The organism is Clostridium sp. (assembly GCF_036781005.1).
GTDB lineage: Bacteria > Bacillota > Clostridia > Clostridiales > Clostridiaceae > Clostridium_B.
The window spans coordinates 103,927-125,821 of sequence record NZ_DAIQBT010000006.1 but is presented as its reverse complement, the minus strand read 5'-3'; the positions used below and the strand labels follow the sequence as shown (position 1 = coordinate 125,821).

General features: G+C 31.4%; 22 protein-coding genes, 5 tRNA genes and 1 riboswitch. Of the genes, 4 read left to right on the top strand and 23 right to left on the bottom strand.

Translation table 11 applies throughout. The features are described 5' to 3' along the window. Positions 1 to 120: 120 nt before the first annotated feature. From V7Q02_RS04080 to recD2, 3 genes are read right to left on the bottom strand one after another with little or no spacing between them, the layout of a single operon-like run. Positions 121 to 801, bottom strand: coding sequence for a ComF family protein (locus tag V7Q02_RS04080; protein WP_333859702.1), 681 nt, complete (start codon positions 799 to 801; stop codon positions 121 to 123). Next, positions 774 to 1,802 carry a hypothetical protein gene (locus tag V7Q02_RS04075; RefSeq protein WP_333859701.1) on the bottom strand — a complete coding sequence of 343 codons (1,029 nt, stop codon included), beginning with the start codon at positions 1,800 to 1,802 and terminating at the stop codon, positions 774 to 776. Before V7Q02_RS04075 ends, V7Q02_RS04080 begins: the two co-directional genes overlap by 28 nt. Next, on the bottom strand, positions 1,771 to 4,014 hold the full coding sequence (gene recD2, locus V7Q02_RS04070; RefSeq protein WP_333859700.1) for an SF1B family DNA helicase RecD2: 2,244 nt from the start codon (positions 4,012 to 4,014) through the stop codon (positions 1,771 to 1,773). Before recD2 ends, V7Q02_RS04075 begins: the two co-directional genes overlap by 32 nt. Positions 4,015 to 4,579: 565 nt before the next feature. On the opposite strand from recD2, the gene V7Q02_RS04065 reads away from it, so the two are divergent. The 3 genes from V7Q02_RS04065 (at position 4,580) to V7Q02_RS04055 (ending at position 6,764) form a co-directional block, all read left to right on the top strand. Beyond that, positions 4,580 to 5,194, top strand: coding sequence for a nitrogenase component 1 (locus V7Q02_RS04065; protein ID WP_333859699.1), 615 nt, complete (start codon positions 4,580 to 4,582; stop codon positions 5,192 to 5,194). Between the two features lie 185 nt (positions 5,195 to 5,379). Next, the gene (locus tag V7Q02_RS04060) at positions 5,380 to 5,664 is read left to right on the top strand and encodes a hypothetical protein (protein WP_333859698.1); all 285 of its coding nucleotides are present in this window, start codon (positions 5,380 to 5,382) and stop codon (positions 5,662 to 5,664) included. Next, positions 5,661 to 6,764, top strand: coding sequence for an ABC transporter substrate-binding protein (locus V7Q02_RS04055; protein WP_333859697.1), 1,104 nt, complete (start codon positions 5,661 to 5,663; stop codon positions 6,762 to 6,764). Before V7Q02_RS04060 ends, V7Q02_RS04055 begins: the two co-directional genes overlap by 4 nt. A 184-nt stretch (positions 6,765 to 6,948) precedes the next feature. On the opposite strand, the gene metK is transcribed toward V7Q02_RS04055, so the two are convergent. From metK to V7Q02_RS04025, 6 genes are all read right to left on the bottom strand, one after another. Beyond that, positions 6,949 to 8,124, bottom strand: a complete 1,176-nt coding sequence (metK, locus tag V7Q02_RS04050; protein WP_333859696.1) for a methionine adenosyltransferase — start codon at positions 8,122 to 8,124, stop codon at positions 6,949 to 6,951. 68 nt (positions 8,125 to 8,192) lie between these two features. After that, positions 8,193 to 8,296, bottom strand: a riboswitch (SAM riboswitch). A gap of 74 nt (positions 8,297 to 8,370) precedes the next feature. Continuing rightward, positions 8,371 to 8,455, bottom strand: a tRNA-Tyr gene (locus V7Q02_RS04045). Between the two features lie 5 nt (positions 8,456 to 8,460). Beyond that, a tRNA-Thr gene (locus V7Q02_RS04040) sits at positions 8,461 to 8,536 on the bottom strand. A 16-nt stretch (positions 8,537 to 8,552) separates the two neighbouring features. Then, positions 8,553 to 8,628, bottom strand: a tRNA-Val gene (locus V7Q02_RS04035). Positions 8,629 to 8,638: 10 nt separating this feature from the next. Next, positions 8,639 to 8,723, bottom strand: a tRNA-Tyr gene (locus V7Q02_RS04030). A 5-nt stretch (positions 8,724 to 8,728) separates the two neighbouring features. Further along, positions 8,729 to 8,804 (bottom strand) — tRNA-Thr (locus V7Q02_RS04025). 408 nt (positions 8,805 to 9,212) lie between these two features. Here V7Q02_RS04025 and yyaC point away from each other — a divergent pair. Beyond that, positions 9,213 to 9,752 carry a spore protease YyaC gene (gene yyaC / locus V7Q02_RS04020; RefSeq protein WP_333859694.1) on the top strand — a complete coding sequence of 180 codons (540 nt, stop codon included), beginning with the start codon at positions 9,213 to 9,215 and terminating at the stop codon, positions 9,750 to 9,752. Positions 9,753 to 9,853: 101 nt separating this feature from the next. Here the strand turns inward: yyaC and V7Q02_RS04015 are convergent, their stop codons facing one another. From V7Q02_RS04015 to atpE, 14 genes are all read right to left on the bottom strand, one after another. Then, the gene (locus tag V7Q02_RS04015; RefSeq protein WP_333859693.1) at positions 9,854 to 10,885 is read right to left on the bottom strand and encodes a rod shape-determining protein; all 1,032 of its coding nucleotides are present in this window, start codon (positions 10,883 to 10,885) and stop codon (positions 9,854 to 9,856) included. Between the two features lie 97 nt (positions 10,886 to 10,982). Then, a complete protein-coding gene (gene spoIIID / locus V7Q02_RS04010) occupies positions 10,983 to 11,237 on the bottom strand; it encodes a sporulation transcriptional regulator SpoIIID (RefSeq protein WP_012104000.1) in 255 nt (84 codons plus the stop codon). Positions 11,238 to 11,239: 2 nt separating this feature from the next. After that, positions 11,240 to 11,476 carry a hypothetical protein gene (locus tag V7Q02_RS04005; protein WP_333859691.1) on the bottom strand — a complete coding sequence of 79 codons (237 nt, stop codon included), beginning with the start codon at positions 11,474 to 11,476 and terminating at the stop codon, positions 11,240 to 11,242. A 24-nt stretch (positions 11,477 to 11,500) separates the two neighbouring features. Beyond that, entirely contained in the window at positions 11,501 to 12,232 is a 732-nt protein-coding gene (locus V7Q02_RS04000) for a M23 family metallopeptidase (protein WP_333859690.1), read from the bottom strand. 131 nt (positions 12,233 to 12,363) lie between these two features. Beyond that, a complete protein-coding gene (spoIID, locus tag V7Q02_RS03995; RefSeq protein WP_333859689.1) occupies positions 12,364 to 13,401 on the bottom strand; it encodes a stage II sporulation protein D in 1,038 nt (345 codons plus the stop codon). 137 nt (positions 13,402 to 13,538) lie between these two features. Beyond that, entirely contained in the window at positions 13,539 to 14,798 is a 1,260-nt protein-coding gene (murA, locus tag V7Q02_RS03990) for a UDP-N-acetylglucosamine 1-carboxyvinyltransferase (protein ID WP_333859688.1), read from the bottom strand. 458 nt (positions 14,799 to 15,256) lie between these two features. Then, complete coding sequence (locus tag V7Q02_RS03985; protein ID WP_333859687.1) at positions 15,257 to 15,991, bottom strand: hypothetical protein; 735 nt, start codon at positions 15,989 to 15,991, stop codon at positions 15,257 to 15,259. 292 nt (positions 15,992 to 16,283) lie between these two features. Beyond that, positions 16,284 to 16,682, bottom strand: a complete 399-nt coding sequence (locus tag V7Q02_RS03980) for a F0F1 ATP synthase subunit epsilon (RefSeq protein ID WP_333859686.1) — start codon at positions 16,680 to 16,682, stop codon at positions 16,284 to 16,286. A gap of 50 nt (positions 16,683 to 16,732) precedes the next feature. Further along, positions 16,733 to 18,127 carry a F0F1 ATP synthase subunit beta gene (atpD, locus tag V7Q02_RS03975; RefSeq protein ID WP_333859685.1) on the bottom strand — a complete coding sequence of 465 codons (1,395 nt, stop codon included), beginning with the start codon at positions 18,125 to 18,127 and terminating at the stop codon, positions 16,733 to 16,735. 12 nt (positions 18,128 to 18,139) lie between these two features. Continuing rightward, positions 18,140 to 18,991, bottom strand: coding sequence for an ATP synthase F1 subunit gamma (atpG, locus tag V7Q02_RS03970; RefSeq protein ID WP_333859683.1), 852 nt, complete (start codon positions 18,989 to 18,991; stop codon positions 18,140 to 18,142). Between the two features lie 26 nt (positions 18,992 to 19,017). Continuing rightward, positions 19,018 to 20,532, bottom strand: a complete 1,515-nt coding sequence (gene atpA, locus V7Q02_RS03965; RefSeq protein WP_333859682.1) for a F0F1 ATP synthase subunit alpha — start codon at positions 20,530 to 20,532, stop codon at positions 19,018 to 19,020. 4 nt (positions 20,533 to 20,536) lie between these two features. Beyond that, on the bottom strand, positions 20,537 to 21,082 hold the full coding sequence (locus V7Q02_RS03960) for a F0F1 ATP synthase subunit delta (protein WP_333859681.1): 546 nt from the start codon (positions 21,080 to 21,082) through the stop codon (positions 20,537 to 20,539). A gap of 4 nt (positions 21,083 to 21,086) precedes the next feature. Continuing rightward, positions 21,087 to 21,566, bottom strand: coding sequence for a F0F1 ATP synthase subunit B (locus V7Q02_RS03955; protein WP_333859680.1), 480 nt, complete (start codon positions 21,564 to 21,566; stop codon positions 21,087 to 21,089). Between the two features lie 61 nt (positions 21,567 to 21,627). Beyond that, the gene (atpE, locus tag V7Q02_RS03950) at positions 21,628 to 21,873 is read right to left on the bottom strand and encodes an ATP synthase F0 subunit C (protein ID WP_333859679.1); all 246 of its coding nucleotides are present in this window, start codon (positions 21,871 to 21,873) and stop codon (positions 21,628 to 21,630) included. Between the last annotated feature and the right edge of the window lie 22 nt (positions 21,874 to 21,895).

The window sequence follows — 21,895 nt, the reverse complement described above, 5'->3', positions numbered from 1 at the left end:
ACGGCAGGACTTACTTCTAAGCCGCACCATGCTCATTAAATATTTTATTTAACTTACGTGGATCGTTTTGCCTGCGACTAGCATCGATTTTCAACCACAAACCTAACTCAACTAATAAAATTATACCTTACTTTTAGCTCCAGTCAATATACTAATTTTTCTTGCCCCACCTTCAATAAGTTCACTACAACAATGAAATATCGTAGCACCAGTGGTTAACACATCGTCTATTATTAAAATTTTTTTATTTTCTATAGAATATTCATTATTAATCTTAAAACTTCCCTGAATATTATCCCATCTGTTCATTTTACCTAATCCAATTTGATCTTTAGTATCCTTTACCTTATTTAAGCAGGATACAACAGGTTTATTCATATACCCTCCAAGTAACTTTGCCAGATATTCACTTTGATTGTACCCTCTTTTTTTAATACTTTTTTTCGTCATAGGCACATATGTTATAATATCAAATTCAATTCCATTATTAAATATGGTATCTTTCATATATCTAGCTATAGCCTCTCCTGCTTTAAAAGAACTTTTATATTTTAATTTTAAAATAAGTTCCATCATACTCTCTGAATAATAGGCACTACTATAGCATGTGCACCATTTATCATGAACTTTTATATTAAATTTATCTTTACAAATTTTTATATTGCCTGCACAAGTGGTACATATAATTTTATCTTTATATAATTCTTCTCCACATAATATACACTTTTCATCTCCACAATACACTAAATCCAGCACGCACTCTAATAAAAATTTTAAATATCTAACAAACCCATTTTCCATGCTTTCCTATTAAAATCCCTGGTTATATTTTTAGCTTCTTCTATATGTATACTTTCTAAATTAGCTAATAATATAACCTCTTCTTTTAGGCTATTTTCACCTCTTCCTATATCTCGTCCCCTACATAAATAGACAAATTTTTTATAATCAAATTGTAGATTATCAGCGAAATATACCATTATATCACATCTTTTTATATTATATATATCTTTATGAAAAGAATCAGTTATCAATATTCCATTTACTTCATGTGAAAATTCTTCAAGTAAAACTCCATCAGATTCTTCATGAAAAAAAGGAATTATGTTGTCAGTAAAGTCTTTACAATATTTACAAATATATAAATATACATTTTGTAATTTTTGTTCATCTGGGACATATATTATGATCTTTTTTCCTATATTTATAGACCATTTTAAATATTCATATATAACAAATGGTATATTCCTATTCATATCAAGCCTTGTAGATATCACTCTTGGTTCTACTATTTGTATTCCCTTTCTAATCGGCATAAATATTTCACTAGAATGCTTAAACATATTCTCTATTGAACATATAATAGCTTTACTGTCCATAAAACTTAATTTATCAATCAAATCAAATATTTCATATTTATTATATTTTGAAAGACTATTTATGTCATCATACATTATCAGTTTAAACCTTTCCTTTAGTTTTAGAGCATTTTCAAAATTACATATTTTAAACCTACACTCTGTAAAACTTTCCGGCTGCTCCACATAGGTATAATCTGTAATTTGGCTGTATTTTTTTATGTCTTTTATTATACTAATATCCTTTAATTCCTCATTGGTTATATAAATTACATTTTTGTTTTCAATTAAATAACGTTGAATAGTCTGAATAAAACCTTTAGTTGAATTATATGGAACAGAAATGACACTTAAAAAAGACTCTTTAGTAAAACTCCATTTTAATATCTTTTCACTTATTTCCCCTTTTCTATCAGCGGAACTGGTTTGGTTCCAAAGTAACATCCACTTCACTCTCCATTATATCCATTATTCTATATTTTAATAAGGAATACCTGTCAAAACTTTTATTATTACTTATCATAAAGCTTAAAGCTCTTAAATCTCCCACAAGTACTACCATCTCTTTTGCTCTGGTTATAGCTGTATATAATAAATTTCTATTCATAAGCAAAATCGGTCCCATAAATATAGGAACAATTATAACTGGAAATTCACTGCCCTGGCTTTTATGTATAGTTATCGCATAAGCTAAATCCAATTCATCTAAACACATACTATCATATACAACCCTTTTATCCTCATCAAATATGACAGTTACTGTATCCTTCTCTTCGTCAATATCTTCAATGCATCCAAAATCTCCATTAAAAATTCCCATACCTTTTTCTCCTGAAATTTCTGTCCATTTTAAAGTATAGTTATTTTTAATTTGCATTACCTTATCCCCAACTCTAAAAATCATATCTCTAAAATACTTTTCCTTTTTATTATTACTTCTGGGATTTAGGGCTTCCTGAAGTTTTCTATTTAAATTCGATACTCCTAAAATTCCTTTTCTCATGGGAGATAGTATTTGAATGTGTTTCATTTTATCCCAATTCCTATTAAACGAAGGTAATCTTTTATTTGCTAGTTCCACCAAAAGATTTAGTATATTAGAAAATTCCAATGCTCTTATAAAATAAAAATCTTTAAGTTTTTTGTTTAAAAGTGGCATATCTCCTGAATTTATTTTATGGGCATTTACTATAATCATACTTTCTTTTGACTGCCTGAATATTTCTTTTAGCCTGACTACCTTAATACACTTGCTGTCTATAAGATCCCTAAGTACATTTCCAGGTCCTACAGAAGGAAGCTGTTGTGAATCTCCCACTATTATAAGTCTGGTCTTTAGTGAAATAGCTTTTAATAAGTTATTCATCATCACTATGTCTATCATAGAAGCTTCATCTATAATTACTACATCACAGTTAAGAGGAGATTCTTCTCCCCTAGAAAAGAACAAAGCCTCTTCATCACTTTCTACTCCTATTTCAAGCAATCTATGTATTGTTTTTGCCTCTCTTTTTGTGGCCTCTGACATCCTCTTTGCAGCCCTTCCTGTAGGTGCTGCCATTAAAACCCTTAAATTAGATTTCTCAAATAACTGAATTATACAATTAATTATAGTAGTTTTTCCAGTCCCAGGTCCACCTGTTATTATTTCTACGCTATTTTCTACTGCCCCTTTAATTGCCTCCTTTTGCGAAGAAGCAAATTTTATATTATTCCTATTTTGAAAATTTTCAATTTCTTCATATATATCTAAATCTATATCTTTATATTTGTTAAAAGCTAAGGTCAATATTTTCTTAGTCACACTTAATTCACAATAATAATAAGTCATAGAGAATACACAGATCTTGTCTTCCCATTTTTCCAATTTTATTTTTCCATTTAAGGAACTTTCATATATATTCTTCTCCAATTCCTTTTGAGTGACTCCAAGTATGTTCATTCCATTTCCTATCAATATATCTATAGGCATATAGGTATTTCCCCTGCTGCAAAATTTATTTATCAGATATTTTATGCCACTCTGTATTCTAAAGGGAGAATCTCTTTCTATACCAAGACCCCTTGCTATTTTATCTGCTATCTTAAATCCTATTCCTGATATTTCTTCTGTAAGAATATAAGGATTTTCTTTTACCATATTTATTGAATTAGCCCCTAATTTTTTATATATCTTTACACACTGATTAGGAGTTACTCCATAAGTTTGCATAAATATCATTATATTTCTTATTTCATATTGCTTGCAATAAGATTTTTCTATTAGAGATATTTTTCTGGTTCCTATACCTTCTATTTCTTTTAGCCTTTCTATATTGTTATCTAATATATGGAGTGTATCTTTTCCAAACTTTTCTACTATTTTCTTTGCAGTAACTGGTCCTATGCCTGATATAACACCTGAAGACAAATACTTTTCTATTCCAACTAAAGTGTCTGGGATTATCTCTTTAAATGTTTTAACTTTAAACTGATGACCAAATTCAGGATGAACTACCCACTCTCCCGAAACCTTTAAATTTTGTCCTTCTATTATATAGGGCATACAACCAACTATAGTTATCATATGTTCTTTTTCTTTTATCCTAGCCACCGCATACCCATTATCTTTATTTTGAAATACTATATCTTCTACAATCCCCTGTAATTCCTGCATATAACTCACCTTAATACAAAATTATTTATAAAATTTAAAAACATAATAACACTATTCACCATTATTATACACTTACACATTATAAAAATATATATATAAATGTATCCGTGCAACATTTAACCTTATAGTACTTTACGGGCACTAATCTAATCTTTTAAAACAAAATTCAAAAAAACTGTATCTAAAATATTATATTGAAAAATAAAATTTATTATAAATAATAAATCATTAAAAAATTATTGAAATATAATTTTCTTTATATTATAATAAACACAAAATTATACGAAATGTAATAAAATTGTATTAAACATAATAAAGCATTGCAGTAATTATACTAATGATTTATACTTAACTGCTATATATTATCAAATTACCATTTGAAACATACATTTTAAAATCTCAAAAGGGGGGATATACATATAAAGAAAAATTCAAACATAATACACATAACCTAATTTTTATGCAATGTGCAGAATGTCAGTCACCTATTATTTCAATGTATTCTTTCTACAATAAAAGATAGTGTAGTAATTATTCAATCGCCTTTTGATGTGCATCGTCATTTGTGGATTTCAATCTTAAATTTAAAATAGGATTAAAAAAGCGTGGCTTACCTATTGAAAACGCAAAATTAATTAGCATCAATATCACAGAGATAGATGTAATTCTAGGAATTGATGGAAAGCTACAACAAGCAATAGACAAAGCAATGAAAAGTCTAAATCACAAAGTTATTTTTATTACCGCCAGTTGTAGCTCAGGAACAACAGCATTAGATATACAAAATGTTATTGATTCTATCCATAATAATTATTCAATTCCTTTAATCACAATTATATGCAAACTTTACAATTCTAAAGCATGGGATTCTGAATTTAACTCCAAAAAAGCTGAGAGCTTCAACAAACTTATAATGACTATCCATAAAGAGGAAAAATTTTATAATGTTATTAATTTTAGTGGTAATGATATAAAAGAAATGCCTGTTAAGAAAAAACAAATACCTCTTTGGACACCTCCCCCTTATCTAAATCCTTTTTGGAGTGGAAATATAGAAACTTTAAAAAATATGTTAGAGCAAATTGGTTTTTCTGTAAATGTATTATTGGGCCTTTCTTCAAGTGTAAACTGTTGGAGTGAAATTCCTTCTGCTGAGTTTAATATAATGATATATTCCTAGACATCATTAAAAACAATGAAACTTTTAAAGAAGCACTTTAGAACACCTTATTTTCATTATCAAATATTTCCAATAGGAGCACATAAATGTAGTGAATTTTTAAGAAAAGTTGCAAAATTTTTTAATTAGATATGAATTTGGTAAACCAGTTTATAGAAAAAAAGGAGTCAATGTTTTATTACTATATGGAAAGATTAACTGAAATGTTAACTCGTTATGAAAGCACTTTCCCACAACATTTCTTTACTATTGGAGAGTCTATATATGTATCTGGAATTACCAGATTTTTAGTAAAAGAATTGGGTATGATACCAGGATGCCAATATATAGTAGATGATCCCCCTTATAAATACAGAGGTAAGATAAAAAACGGTTTTAAAAGTATACCTGGTAAAATATCTCTAATAGTTACCTTTGTAAATGATGGAGAAGAAATTATTAAAACTATTAATGAAGGAGAGCTACTATGAAAAAAACAAATTCAAAAATTTTAATTTTATCTATAGTAACTTCAGTTATGCTCATGTCAATTATTAGTACAGGCTGTGGAAATGAAAAAAATAGTACATCCACAAAGCAAGAAAATTCAACATCCTCAACAAGAAAAATAATTGATGGTACTAGTAAAACAGTCACAATACCCTATGAGGTTACTAGAATAGCTGCATCTGGAGCTTTGAATCAGATAGTTTTAATACTTGGTGGAGCAGATAAATTAGTAGCAACAGCCCAAGGGGTTCAAACAGGTTTTTTTCCTAAAGTTTATCCTAGGATAACAGAAATTCCCGCTGCCTACACAGGTTCAGGCCATGGAACTTTAAACATGGAGACTTTACTTAAAGCAAACCCACAAGTAGTTTTCGGTACATTTACTCAAACTGAACAAGAAAGACTACAAAAAGCTAATATAGCTTTTCTAGGACTAAAATTAGAAACTCCTGAAGATATAAAAAATACTATTACTATGGTTGGAAAAGTACTTGGAGAAAGCGGTGAAGAGAAAGCTAAAAAATTTAATGAATACTATGATAATAATATAAAATATGTTAGTAACAAAACTAAGTCTAGTAAAAAAGTTAAAGTATTTGTTGCCAGTGGTACCCCAAAAGGGTCACTTACCACAATTGGTTCCAATGACATAAATACTTCCTACATAGAGGCTGCTGGAGGTATAAATATAGCTTCAGAAAATATTTCTAAAGAATCTAGCACTAGCAATGAAGGTACCAGTGTAGATTTTGAATTTCTATACAAAAATCAGCCAGATGTGATTATAGCCACAAGTAAAAACACTTACGATTATATCATGGACACAAGCAGTTCAAATCAATGGCAATCTCTAACAGCTGTAAAAAATAAACAAGTTTATCTTAATCCTAAAGGAGTATATTTATGGTCTGTAAGAAGTGCAGAAGGTGCATTACAACCTTTATGGCTCGCCAAAAATCTCCATCCTGACTTATTTAATGATTTAGACATTAGAGAAAAAGTAAAAGAATTTTACAAAAATTATTATTATTATGATCCATCAGATAATGACCTAGAGGATATATTAAATCCCAAAAAATAAATATAAGTTTAATTATTAAAATATTTTACATTATACAAAGAATCCAACTTAATTTCACAGTAATGTTATTCATACCAAACGCTTCTGTCAAAGACAGTATTATGTAACATACTTAACTATATATCTATTGAAAATAATTAAAATAAAAAACTCTGTATAATTATAGTACAGAGTTTTTTTATTGTTAAAGATAATTTTTTATATCGTTAACCTTATTTAATTTTTCCCAAGGTAAGTCTATATCATTTCTTCCAAAGTGCCCATAAGCTGCGACCTGCCTGTATATAGGCCTTCTTAGCTCTAATTCTCTTATTATTACTGCTGGTCTTAAATCAAACACTTTATTTACTATGTCAATTATTTTCTTCTCAGATATCTTTTTAGTACCAAAAGTATCCACATTTATTGAAACAGGTTCTGCTACACCTATAGCATAAGCAATCTGAATTTCAAGTTTATCAGCAACTCCTGCTGCAAGCAAATTTTTAGCTACCCATCTGGCAGCATAAGCAGCAGATCTATCTACTTTAGTAGGATCTTTTCCAGAAAAAGCTCCTCCCCCGTGCCTTCCATAGCCACCATAAGTATCAACTATTATTTTTCTGCCTGTAAGTCCAGAATCTCCTTGCGGACCTCCAACTACAAATCTTCCCGTTGGATTTATAAAATATTTAGTATTAGAATCTAAAAATTCTGGAGGAACAATCGGACCTATGACATTTTTTATTATGTCTTTTTCAATTTGTTCTTTTGTAACAAATTCATCATGTTGGGTAGACACCACTATTGTATCTACTCTAACTGGCTTATTATCCTCATATTCTATAGTAACCTGTGTCTTTCCGTCCGGTCTTAAATAATCCAATATACCTTCTTTTCTAACTTGTGATAATCTCTTTGAAAGCTTATGAGCCAAATTTATAGGCATAGGCATATACTCTGGAGTTTCATTGGTTGCAAATCCGAACATCATTCCCTGATCTCCAGCCCCTATGGCATCAACCTTTTCCATGCTACCTACTTTAGCTTCCAAGGATTCATTAACCCCCATAGCTATATCTGAAGATTGTTCGTCAATAGAACTAAGTACTGCACAAGTATCGCAATCAAATCCATACTTAGCCCTGGTGTACCCTATTTCTCTTATAGTTTTTCTGACTATTTTAGGGATATCAATATAACAATTGGTGGATATCTCTCCCATAACTAAAACCATCCCCGTAGTAGTTGCTGTTTCACATGCCACTCTTCCCTGAGGATCTTGTTCCAAAATAGCGTCTAAGATAGCATCTGAAATCTGATCACACATTTTATCAGGATGTCCTTCCGTAACAGATTCAGATGTAAATAGCTTCCTCATTTTTAATACCTCCTTGTATAAAATAAAAAAACCACTTCATAAGAAGAGGTTAAATAAATTTAACTACTCTCTTATCTTGCAGGCTTAAAACTGCTGGAATTGGCACCTTAATGATTAAACACTGGTTGCCGGGCTTCACAGGGCCTTTTCCCTCCACCTCTCTTGATAAGAGTTTTATATAATGAATTTTTTAAATTATGAAAACAATAATTAAGTAAAATAAAAAACACTTAAAAGTGCCTTTTATGGTGGAGGAAGATGGATTCGAACCATCGAAGTCACTGACAACAGATTTACAGTCTGCCCCCTTTGGCCACTCGGGAATTCCTCCGCATTTGGTGCTGGCAGTAGGCTTCGAACCCACGACCTACTGATTACAAGTCAGTTGCTCTACCTGCTGAGCTATGCCAGCTTATTTTATTATAAAATGGTGGGCACAACAGGGATCGAACCTGTGACCCCCTGCTTGTAAGGCAGATGCTCTCCCAGCTGAGCTATGCGCCCTAAGTTTCTATGGTGGAGGAAGATGGATTCGAACCATCGAAGTCACTGACAACAGATTTACAGTCTGCCCCCTTTGGCCACTCGGGAATTCCTCCGCATTTGGTGCTGGCAGTAGGCTTCGAACCCACGACCTACTGATTACAAGTCAGTTGCTCTACCTGCTGAGCTATGCCAGCTTACTCCTAGGCTATATATCTTTATAAGACACAAAAATACATACCTAACGTAGATTAGTATACATTCTCATTCATTTATTTTCAAACTTACTATACCCGTATAATATAATATTAAACTTTTATTACTCCATATTTCTTTAAATTTCTTTAAAAATCATATGTATATAGTTGAAATTTAATATTTTACCTCTTTTTATCATATACATTATATATAATGTTCTCTATAAAGTCATTTATAGATTCAGCCAAAAGTTCCCTTATAAACAATACTCGCTTCCATCTGAATCTTAAAAACTTATCCAGGACACACAAGTCCTCATCTCCCGTTCTTAGAAAATTGGGAGTTAACTAAATGCTCTTTTCGGATAAAAACATTTATAAAGCTATACATAAAGGAAGGTGAATATATTGAATAGAGTAAAGGTTAATTATAAAAATCCTTTGTCCTATCACGAACTTGCCTATTTTCTAAAGAATTATATCAATAAAGATACTATTATTGTATGTATTGGTACGGATAGATACATAGGGGACTGTTTAGGACCTTTAGTAGGTACCCTACTAAAGTCCAAACACTTTCCTTTACCTACTTATGGTACAATTTCAGATCCTATACATGCCTTAAACATAGAAGATAAATTAAGAAAAATAAAGTTACTTCATCCCTACAGCACTATTATAGGAATAGATGCTTGTTTAGGAACTTTAGAAAGCATAGGGGAAATTCAAGTAAGGGATTTCCCTGTACATCCTGGTAAAGGCGTAGGAAAATCTCTGCCAAATGTGGGTGACTTCTCCATAATAGGTATCGTGGATTCAAATGAAAATGAAAATCTTTTTAATAATTCTAATAATATACGTCTTAATTTGATTTTAAATATGGCTGAAGTAATACTTTATTCATTAATTCATTCATATTATTTATATTATAACAACATATTATCTTAAATCCATAAAATAAGAGTCTACCCTAAATAGACTTAATCTATAATATAATAAGTTAGGTAATCTGCATCTTTAATATATTTAAAATATATTTTTATATGTAACTACTCTATCAACGTTATATCATCACCAGTAAAAAAAACTTCCATCTTATCCAAATATTCAAGAACTTTTCCTGTTCCTAAAGCCACACAGGACACAGGATCTTCAGCCACATAAACAGGTACTTTTGTAACTTCCCTTATTAGATCACTTAAACCATTTAATAATGCTCCTCCACCAGTCATAAAAATACCCTTTTCAGCTATATCTGCTGCTAATTCTGGTGGAGTTTTTTCTAACACTGCATGAGTTGTATCAGCTATAGAATTTACAATTTCCTTTAAAGCTATTCTCATCTCCTCTGAGGATACTACTATGTTTTTAGGAAGTCCTGTAATCAAATCTCTTCCCCGTATTTCCATAGTTACCTCTTCTTCCCTATCAAATGCAGAACCTATATTTATTTTTAAATCCTCTGAAGTTCTTTCTCCAATCATTAATTTATGTTCTTTCCTTATATATTTCATTATAGCTTCATCAAATTTATCTCCTGCTATCTTTATAGAAGATCTTACAACTATTCCTCCCAGAGAAATTACCGCTACATCTGTAGTTCCTCCACCTATATCTATTACCATATTACCACTGGCTTTTGTTATATCAATTCCTGCCCCTATAGCTGCAGCTAAGGGTTCTTCAATCAGGAACACCTTCTTTGCCCCTGCATTCTTAGCTGCATCAATTACAGCTCTTTTTTCAACTTCAGTAGATTCACAAGGAACACATACCACTATTCTAGGTGCTGACATTCTCTTTTTCCCACAAGCTTTACTTATGAAATACTTTAACATTTTTTCTGTTACATCATAATCAGATATGACCCCTTCTCTTAGTGGACGAATGGCCACAATATTTCCTGGTGTCCTTCCAATCATCTGCCACGCTTCTTCTCCTACAGCAAGCACCTTATTTTTAATCTTATCTATAGCCACAACTGACGGTTCCTTTAAAATTACTCCCCTCCCTTTAATATAAACAAGTACTGTAGCTGTTCCCAAATCTATACCCATATCAGTTCCTATATTAAAAAACATTCCTTTTTCACTCCTAATCTTACTAGCTTTTCATAATAAAAATATAAAATTATCATATTTATTATCATATCATATTCTAATTGTAATGGGAATGTTTTTACCCTTCAATGGCCTTATATTTCATCTTTGTTGCCTTTCCACCCCTTATATGCCTTTCTGCCTTATTATAATCCAATATATTTTTAGCTTCTTGGGCAATTTGCGGATTTATCTTTGGTAACCTTTCTGTCATATCCTTGTGTATAGTACTCTTACTTACTCCAAAAACTTTAGCGGTTTTTCTTATAGTAGCTTTAGAACCTATTATATATTTGGCAACTTCTAAAACTCTTTCTTCAATATAATCTTTCAAATTCATTCAACTCCTTTATAACACTCACCGCAATAAATAAAGAACTTATCCAGGTGTGTAGCAGTGCTTATCTCCCACTTTGAAGAAGCTGGGGGTATTAGCAATGGTACCATTGGGATAAACACTTTATATCCATATAATTTACGTTTTTGTAATTCTTCACAATTGCTCGTCCCCCTATACTTATAAATATGCTCATTAACATTTTTAAATTCATGATGTATTAGCCATTTCTCCATAAAATAGTGAGAAATGGCCTAGTACTAATACTTTATATATTTAGCTGGATCTACAAACTCACTGCCCTTTAAAATTGCAAAGTGTAGATGATCCCCATATTTTTCATAGGCTGCTCTTAATGTACTTCTTCCTACTATTCCTATAGCAGTTCCCTTTTTCAATGTTTGACCCACGCTAACTTCTACATTGTCATCTAAATTAGAATAAACAGTTTTTAATCCATTTTGATGATCTATAATAACTTCCACTCCATCTTGGGTAGCTTTATTTACTTCTTCTACTTTCCCATCCATAGCTGCAAATACAGGTTTCCCTAACTTTGTTTGTATGTCGTATCCTAAATTAGGTCTATAGGTACCTGTAGAATCCCAATATACCGGATCCTCTGAATATGCTCTTGCAATATTTCCTTCCACTGGTTTTTGAAAGGAAGTACTAACTGCGCCAGATACACTTTTTGAAGTTTCTTCAGATTGATTAGTATTTGTTTTTTCATTAGTATCTGCCTTTTCACTCTTTTTTACCTGGAGAGCATTATCATAGCTGGACGAAGGACTTTCATCTGCCTTGGCCGTCTCTTTAGTCTGCTTTTGTTGTAAACTTACACTTTTTTGCAGTTCAGCACTTTGATTTTTATTATTTCTAGCAGTAATTACTGCAACTGTAGCCACAACACAAAGACAAACAAATAAAATTATATAAAAACCCTCCTTTTTTAAAAAGTTAAATGCTCTACTAAAAATTTTTCTGTCCATATGAACACCTCCTTTTTGTAGTTTGTCCAGACAATTACAAAAAATACATATTTTATAATCTTTTCTTTATAATTTTTTGTAAAAAATAATAAAGAGATAAAATAAAATTTCATCTCTTTATTATCTAAAATTTATTTATTATAAAATGCTTCTAAATTTTCAAGTTCTGTTTTATTGTAATAATGAGCCAATATTTCTTTGTAAGTTTTCCCCTGTTTAGCCATAGCATTTGCTCCCCACTGACTCATTCCCACTCTGTGCCCGTATCCAATACACTCAATAATGACACTATCTTTAAAATAGATATTAAAATCTGAAGAATTTAATGACAGAATAGTTCTGAATTTTACTCCAGATATGGTAACCGAACCTAATTTAATTTCTTTAACAGAACCGCCTTCATTTCTGGATTGTATAGTTACCTGGTTAGCTAAATTCTTTACAGACAATCTTGAATTGGGATACTTAGAATTTACTTTATCTATAAAATTAGCATAGGATAATTTTATAGAAGTTCTATACTTAGATGCACTTTCTTCACCAGGACTTTCTACACTTTTTAAATATTCTTCTCCTTTTCCAAATACATCCACTGCATTTTCTGTTTTTCCTCCACTTACCGCAAAATAATAAGGTTCCATAACCAATTTATCTTTATAAGCTAGCACTTGTCCCGAAGTATCTTTTACTGCACCTACTATCTTATTCCAATATTCTTCTCTTTTAGATTGGGGCCAGTTCTTTATCCTATCTTCTTTACTTGTAAATACCTGACATTTCACTGTATCACATACATCTGCCCCTGTATTACTTTCATATTCTTTTCCCCCATATACCTGCATATGAGCTGCTGCAAAAGTTCTAGCTGCTACAGCTTGAGCTTTAATTGCTTCTTTTGAAAATTCTGCTGGCATTTCAGCCGCCACAACTCCCACTATGTATTCTTCCAGATTCATTTTTTCTATTTTATTCTTTTCAGTTATATACACTTTTATATACTGTGAATTATAATTATAATTTTTATTTATGGATCTCATTAAAAATTCAGGTAAAGTGTGTTGGCTAATTTTCATATAATTTATCCCAAAGGAAAGTACTATTATAAATGCCATACTCATGAATATTAAAATAACAAATTTTTTAAAAAAGTTCATAATGTATCTTTTCATTTTGCTCTCCCATATTATAGCTTAATATATTTTTATTACGCTAAAACTGAAATTATTCCATGGGATACCTTTCAGGTATTAAAAAAGAAGAAAACTTTTAGTATACTTTTCTTCTTTTTTTATTAATAATATAAAAATTATTCATTCACTCTTTCAATATCAGCTCCCAATGCTTTTAGTTTTCCTTCAATATTTACATACCCTCTATCTATATGATATATATCTGTAACTTCTGTTTTTCCCTCTGCCGCTAATCCACAAAGTATAAGTGCAGCCCCTGCTCTGAGATCTGTAGCTTTTACTTCTGCTCCTGTAAGTTTATCAACTCCTTCTATAACTGCACTTCTTCCATCTATTTTTATATTTGCTCCCATTCTTTTCATTTCCATTACATGCATAAATCTATTTTCAAAAATAGTTTCTGTTATAATACTTGTACCTTTAACTGTACTCAACAAACTAGTTATCTGTGATTGCATATCAGTGGGGAACCCCGGATAAGGCATAGTTTTAATATCTATAGGATTTAGCTCTCTATTTCCGTCCACAATTAAGTTATTTCCCTGACATTTTATATAAACCCCAGCCTCAGTAAGTTTAGCAATTATGGGTTTCAAATATTCCTCATTTATGCCATTTATTTTTATTTTGCTTTTAGTTATAGCTGCTGCTACCATAAATGTTCCCGATTCTATTCTGTCACATATGGGACTATGATTACTACCTTTTAATTTTTTTACCCCTTGTATATGAATAGCTCTAGATCCTGCCCCAGTAATCTTTGCACCCATACCGTTTAAAAAGTTTGCCAAATCTTTTATTTCTGGTTCTTCCGCCGCATTTTCTATTATAGTTTCTCCTTCTGCAGTTACTGCTGCCATCATTATATTTTCTGTAGCTCCCACTGATGGAAAATCCAAATATATTTTATTTCCCACTAACTTTTTAGCTTTTGCTTCTACAAATCCATGTTCTACATTTACTTTTGCACCAAGAGCATCGAACCCTTTTAAATGTAAATCTATTGGTCTGGTTCCAATATTACATCCTCCCGGAAGACATAATTTAAATCCTCCAAATCTAGATATCATGGGTCCCATTATGAGAAAGGATGCCCTCATCTTTTTCACTAGCTCGCTACAGGGATCACAATAACTTACATTAGAAGTATCTATAATAATTCTATTTAAATTTTTATCTATAACTACATCTGCAGATATACTCTTTAATATATCACTTATCACAAAAACATCCTCTAGCATAGGAACATTATCTATAACACACTTATCCCCACTTAAAATGGAAGCCGCTATAATGGGTAATACCGAATTTTTAGCAGCACTAATGTTAACTTCTCCATGGAGTTTATTTCCCCCTTTAATTACTATCTTACTCATAGTGTTCCTCCATTCTATAATTGCTGATATGCTAATTAATTTCTACCAACTCAATAAATATTTTTTAACCTAAAATAATATTTATTTTTACGTTAAATAATATCAAGTGATTCAGAAATTCAAATGGAGTTTGCTTATAAAAAATTCCTCTCCATCTGAATCTTAGAAGAACTTATCCATTTGCGTATCAGTGCCTATCCCCTACTTTACAGAATATAGGAGTACTATCCATGGTAGCATTTGGATAAAAATAAATCACAAGCCGAAGATGGTAAACTTGTTTCACTTAAAAATAAGAAAACAAGCTTCTCTGATAGTTTTTATCACATAGGATCTTGTTAACAAAATATTATGTACAATAATTTATCAGACAATTATTTTAGAACACATAATAATATACGACATGGTATCTATGCTTAAGATTAAAATCATATTATAGCCTAATAATTTACATATAACTAATATGTTACCATTATCTGTGGAGTTCCTATAATTATATAGGTATCCCTTCCATATTTCATAACTGCATAATTAAAATCTATTTTTTCTCCACCATTTTCTACACTGTTATACCTGCCAGTATACGCTGTATTAGTATATCCCCCTTGTAAAGTTACAGTTTTAATGTCACACGCATGACAATAGGTTAAAATTTCTTTTATCTGTTCATTTAAAACCTCTGTATTTCCATTTTCAACCCTTGCCTTAACATACTGAAAATATCTATATTTTTTTATTTTCTTTGGTATGCATTTATTTAAGGTATTTTTTATGTTTTTGAATTCATACATATTACTTCTTTGTATAATATTAATCGTTACAACGTTATAATTTTCATATTTCACACTTTGCACATAGCCTTCAACATACCTATTGTTAAAATCCAAAGAATATATTTCAGCATTTTTATACACTTTTTTATTTAACTTGTAATATTCATTTAATTTTATAAATATATCCTCTACTGTTTTTTGCCCACAATTATCAGTGGTAAAAATCAACATACCTCCACATTCTTTAGGACAACCATGAGTTTTGTCCAATATATACTTAAATAAATCTACCTTTTCTAAGGAAACTGTATCTCCTTGAAACATATATTTATCGCAATAACCATTTACTGGTATCCCCAAATAACATCGAAAAGACATTAAATATATTATCAAAAAAAATATTATTCCTGGTTTCTTCATAATAATATAATTCCGTAAATATTATACAGAATATTTCACCTCCCTACCTCTACTTTAAAAATTATGGACAACTTTTCTGTTACTATTCTTAAAAATTTTCATTTCATATTATTTTTAATAAAATTAAACATAGTAGATTAATTTTTACTTTCAAAAAATAAAGATTTCATAGGGAAGGTCTTATATTAATATATAAATTTACATAATAGAATGTGCATGTTCAAACTAAAAAAACACCATCAAGATTTATCACTTGGTTAGTGTTCTTGATAGTGCTTTTTACTTTAATAAACTATTTTAATAGATTAATTCTGGCTAAGGCCCTATTTAATGCCAGTTGTGCTCTTTTTACATCTATTCCATCTTTATGAGCCAATCTTTGTTCTGCTCTTTCTTTGGCCTCTTCTGCTCTTTTTAAATCTATTTCTTCTGGCCATTCACAAACATCACATAATATTTTTAACTGATTGTTTTTTACTTCCAATATTCCATTTGAGGTAAATGCCTTTAATTCTTTGCCGCTCTTTTCTACTATGCGAGTATCTGCACATCTTAAAGTAGTAATTAAAGGCATATGTCCCTGAAGAATAGTTATATTGCCTTGAATGCTCTCTGTTGTTACCTCTAATACCTCTCCTTCATAAAATTCTCTATCAGGAGTAAGGATAGTTAATTTCAGAACTTCTGCCATATTAATTCTCCTTTTTAAAATACCTACACTTTATCCTTTTTGAGACACATTTAACTTTTTGCCATGTTTTTAGCAGATTCAACTACTTCATCTATACTTCCTTTAAATAAGAACGCTGTCTCTGGTAAATCATCATATTTGCCTTCAAGTATTTCTTTAAAACCTCTTATAGTTTCTTTTATAGGTACATATTTTCCTTCATATCCTGTAAATTGTTCAGCCACAGAAAATGGCTGTGACAAAAATCTCTGTATTCTTCTTGCTCTTACAACTACCAATCTATCTTCCTCTGATAGTTCATCCACGCCTAGAATTGCTATAATATCTTGAAGTTCACTATATCTTTCAAGTATATGTTTAACATCTGAAGCTACCTTATAATGTTCCTCACCCACAATTCTAGGATCGAGTATTCTTGATGTTGAAGCTAACGGATCAACCGCCGGATAAATACCAATTTCTGATATAGATCTTGAAAGTACCGTAGTGGCATCAAGATGTGTAAAAGTTGTGGCCGGTGCTGGATCTGTTAAATCATCTGCTGGAACATATACTGCCTGAACAGAAGTAATAGATCCTTGTTTTGTAGAAGTTATTCTTTCTTGAAGAGAGCCCATTTCCGTAGCAAGTGTGGGTTGATATCCAACAGCACTAGGTATTCTTCCAAGCAATGCAGAAACCTCCGAACCCGCTTGAGTAAATCTAAATATATTATCTATAAACAAAAGTACATCCTGACCTTCGTCTCTAAAATGTTCTGCCATAGTAAGCCCTGTAAGTGCAACCCTCATTCTTGCACCAGGTGGCTCGTTCATCTGACCAAATACCAAAGCAGTTTTATTTATAACTCCAGATTCTTGCATTTCATAATATAAGTCATTACCTTCCCTAGTTCTTTCTCCTACACCTGTAAAAACAGACAATCCTCCATGTTCTTTTGCTATATTGTTTATCAATTCCTGTATAATAACCGTTTTACCTACACCTGCTCCTCCAAACAATCCTATCTTACCACCTTTTTGATAGGGTGCAATAAGATCGATAACTTTAATGCCTGTTTCAAACATTTCAGGTTTAACAGATTGATCTTCAAAGCTTGGTGCAGATCTATGAATAGGAGAATATTCTTCCGCTTCCACCTCTCCATTTTCATCAATAGGTTGCCCTAACATATTGAAAAGTCTTCCTAAAACCGACTTTCCAACAGGCACAGATATAGGTGCTCCAGTATCCAGAGCATCCATACCTCGCATTAATCCCTCTGTACTCTCCATAGATATAGTCCTTACTATATCATCACCCAAATGCTGGGCTACTTCTGTAACAATTTTTGTATTTCCCGATTCTATATTTATAGCATTATATATATCTGGAAGGTTTTCTTCATCAAATTTTATATCCACTACAGGTCCTATAACCTGAACTACTTTGCCTATATTAGGCATGAACATCCCTCCTTACTTTAGAGCTTCTGCTCCTCCAACTATCTCAGTTATTTCCTGCGTTATAGCAGTTTGTCTTTCTCTATTATATTGAAGATTTAATTCATCTAACAAATCATTTGCATTTTTAGTAGCCCCATCCATAGCAGTCATTCTAGAAGATTGTTCACTTACTTTTGAATTTATCATACAATTAAGTACTTTTTGCCTTAAATGAAATTCTATTATATCTTCTATCATTTCATCTGCAGAGGGTTCAAATTTTACAATAAAATTTCTTTTTTCTACTTCTCTGACCTCCAGTGGAAGTAACTTTTCAACAATCACATTTTGTTTGATAGTTGAAATGAACTTAGTAAATACTATATTGATTTCTCCAATCTCACCACTTCTATAAAGTTCCAATGCCTTATATACAATATCTTCTGTTTCCTTTATTGTAGGGACATCTGGAATATCTGTATATTCTGATTCTATATTATAATTAAGCCTTTTAAAGTACATCTTTCCTTTTTGTCCCATAGTCATCAAAAGGAAATCTTCACTTCCCTTTGACTTTATAGAATTTAACTCATTTACCACATTAGCATTGAACCCCCCACACAATCCTGTGTCAGAATTCAAAGCTATATATAATTTTTTATTACTTTTATTGCCTTTTACATAAATATTATTCTGCTGAGCTTCTATTGCAAATTCATTTACAATAGAACTAAAAAGCTGGCAATATTTATTATTTGCCTCAAGTTTTTTTCTCACTTTTCTAAGTTTAGAGGTGGCAATAAGTCCCATGGCCTTAGTTATTTTTTGAGTACTAGTTATTGATTTTATTCTTCTTTTAATTGTAACAAGTCCTGCCCCTGCCATATTTCACCTCCCTGAGATAAAAATAACTATCCCTCTATCAAGAATATTTTTTTGAATTCTTCTATGGCATTTCTAAGCTTATCACTTAATTCATCAGATATAACTTGCTTTTCCCGTATTTCATCTCCTATTTCTCTGTGATGGATATCCATATAATTAAGAAATTCTTCTTCAAATTCCGATATCTTCTCTACGGGTATATCCATTATGTAATTTCTGCTGGCTGCAAATAATATCATTACCTGCTTTTCCACAGCCATTGGCTTATATTGAGGCTGTTTTAATATCTCCGTTAACCTTTTGCCTTTTTCAAGAGTTCTTTTTGACTCCTTATCCAAGTCAGATCCAAACTGTGCAAAAGATGCAAGCTCCCTGTACTGTGCCAAATCTATTCTAAGAGTACCCGCTACTTGTTTCATAGCTTTAATTTGAGCATTACCTCCAACTCTAGATACAGATATACCTGCATTTATAGCTGGCCTTTGCCCGGAATAGAAGAGTTCTGTTTCTAAAAATATCTGCCCATCCGTTATAGAAATAACATTAGTAGGTATATATGCAGTAACATCTCCTGCCAGTGTTTCTATTATAGGCAGTGCTGTAAGTGATCCTCCTCCTAATTTATCTGATAGTTTGGCAGCTCTTTCTAAAAGCCTTGAATGGAGATAAAAAACATCCCCGGGATACGCTTCCCTTACCGGTGGTCTTCGGAGTAATAAAGACATAGCTCTATATGCCACTGCATGTTTGGATAAATCATCATATACTATAAGCACATCTTTTCCTTTATTCATAAAATATTCTCCCATGGAGCAGCCTGCATAAGGAGCAATATATTGAAGTGGTGCTGACTCAGAAGCAGATGCAGATACCACTATAGTATAATCCATAGCATTTGTCTCTATCAAATTATTTACTATATGTGCTACTGTAGATTGCTTTTGTCCTATAGCTACATAAATACATATTACATCTTTTCCTTTTTGATTTATTATGGTATCCATGGCAATAGCAGTTTTGCCAGTTTGTCTGTCCCCTATTATAAGTTCTCTTTGTCCCCTGCCAATTGGTATCATAGCATCTATAGCCTTTATTCCTGTTTGGAGAGGTTCTTTAACTGCCTGCCTGGTTATAACTCCTGGTGCCACAAGATCTACAGCTCTAGTTTCAGTAGTATTAATAGCACCTTTTCCATCAATAGGATGTCCTAATGAATTTACAACTCTCCCTATAATATTTTCCCCTACGGGTACTTCTACAACCCTACCTGTTCTTTTTACTGTATTCCCCTCTTTTATTCCTTCCTGAGAACCTAAAAGAACACATCCTACATTATCTTGTTCAAGATTTAGAGCCATAGCATAAACATCATTGGGGAACTCTAAGAGTTCTCCTGCCATACACCCATTAAGGCCATACACTCTAGCGATACCATCACCAATTTGAATTATTGTACCTGAATCAACTGTTTCTATTTTTTTTTCATATTTTTCTATCTGACTTTTTATAATTGAAGTTATTTCTTCAGGTTTTACGTTCATAGGCTCACCTCTGTTCTCCTTTAAGCATTATTTTTTTCATTTCAGAAAGCTTTGACTTTACAGTTCCATCAATAACCATATTATCTACCTCTACATAAACTCCGCCTATTATTTCAGGATCTAACTCCTCTTTAATCAAAACCTCTTTATTAAATTTTTTCTTTAATTTTTCAGTTAGAGTTTCCCTTTCATCATCTTCTAAAGGAATAACAGTTTTTACTGTAGCAATAACTGTATTATGATTTTCAAGATATATCTTTCCCATTTCTTTAAGCTTGCTATACAATTGATTAATTCTTCCTTTATCAATAAGTATTAACAAGAATGAAAGCACATCTTCACTTATTTTACCTTTAAAAACATTTATAAAAGTTTTTTTCTTTTCAGCAGTACTAATTTCAGGATGTTCTATAAATTCTAGAAATTGATTATTATTATTTATTATATCTGCAATATCTTTCAATTCCTCTAAATATTCTTCAACTTTTCCTTTTTCCTCTCCGATTTTATAAAGTGCGAGAGCATATCTTCTATCTAAATATTCATACATATCTTTAGATACCTACCTTAGCTATAAAGTCTTTAATAAGTTTTCTATGCTGTTCTTCATCAATAGATCCTTCTAAGGCTTTCGATGACACTAAAATAGCTAAATCTACCACTTGGTTTTTTATGTCATCCTGGGCTTTTTCTCTTTCTTTATCTGCTTCATTTTTTGCCCTGTCTAATATTAACTGTGCTTCCCTACGTGCTTCATTTAACACATTTTCTGAAACTTGTTCTGCTTTATTCTTATAACCCTCAACAATATTTCTGCCCTCTTCTTTTGAGCCCTTTAATAATTCCTTATGTTTTGTAACCAATTCTTTGGATTTTTTTTCATTTTCGTAGGCATTTTTAATTTTTGAATTAATTTCTTCCTGTCTGCTGGTAAGTATATTATCAACTGGTTTAAAAAAGAAATGTCTTAAAATAATATATAATACAATAAAATTTATTATTGTTATGACAACTGTAACCCAATCAACTTGCATATTAAACTTCAATCCTCCCCTCTAAAGTATATGTTTGAGTTTGGTGAGGTATATAATAAAATCAAACTTTAAATACTAAAATAAGAGCTATCAATAAAGAATAAATAGCTGTTACTTCTGATAAAGCTGCACTTACAAAGAATGTACTTAATATCTTACCACTTGCTTCTGGCTGTCTTGATACCCCTTCCACTGCCTTTCCTGCAGCAGTACCAACTCCTATACCTCCTCCTAAACATCCTATAGCAGCTAGCCCTGCTCCTATTGCTGCCATGCCTGATATAAATGACTGTGAATCTAAATTCATAATAAAATCCTCCTTAAGAATA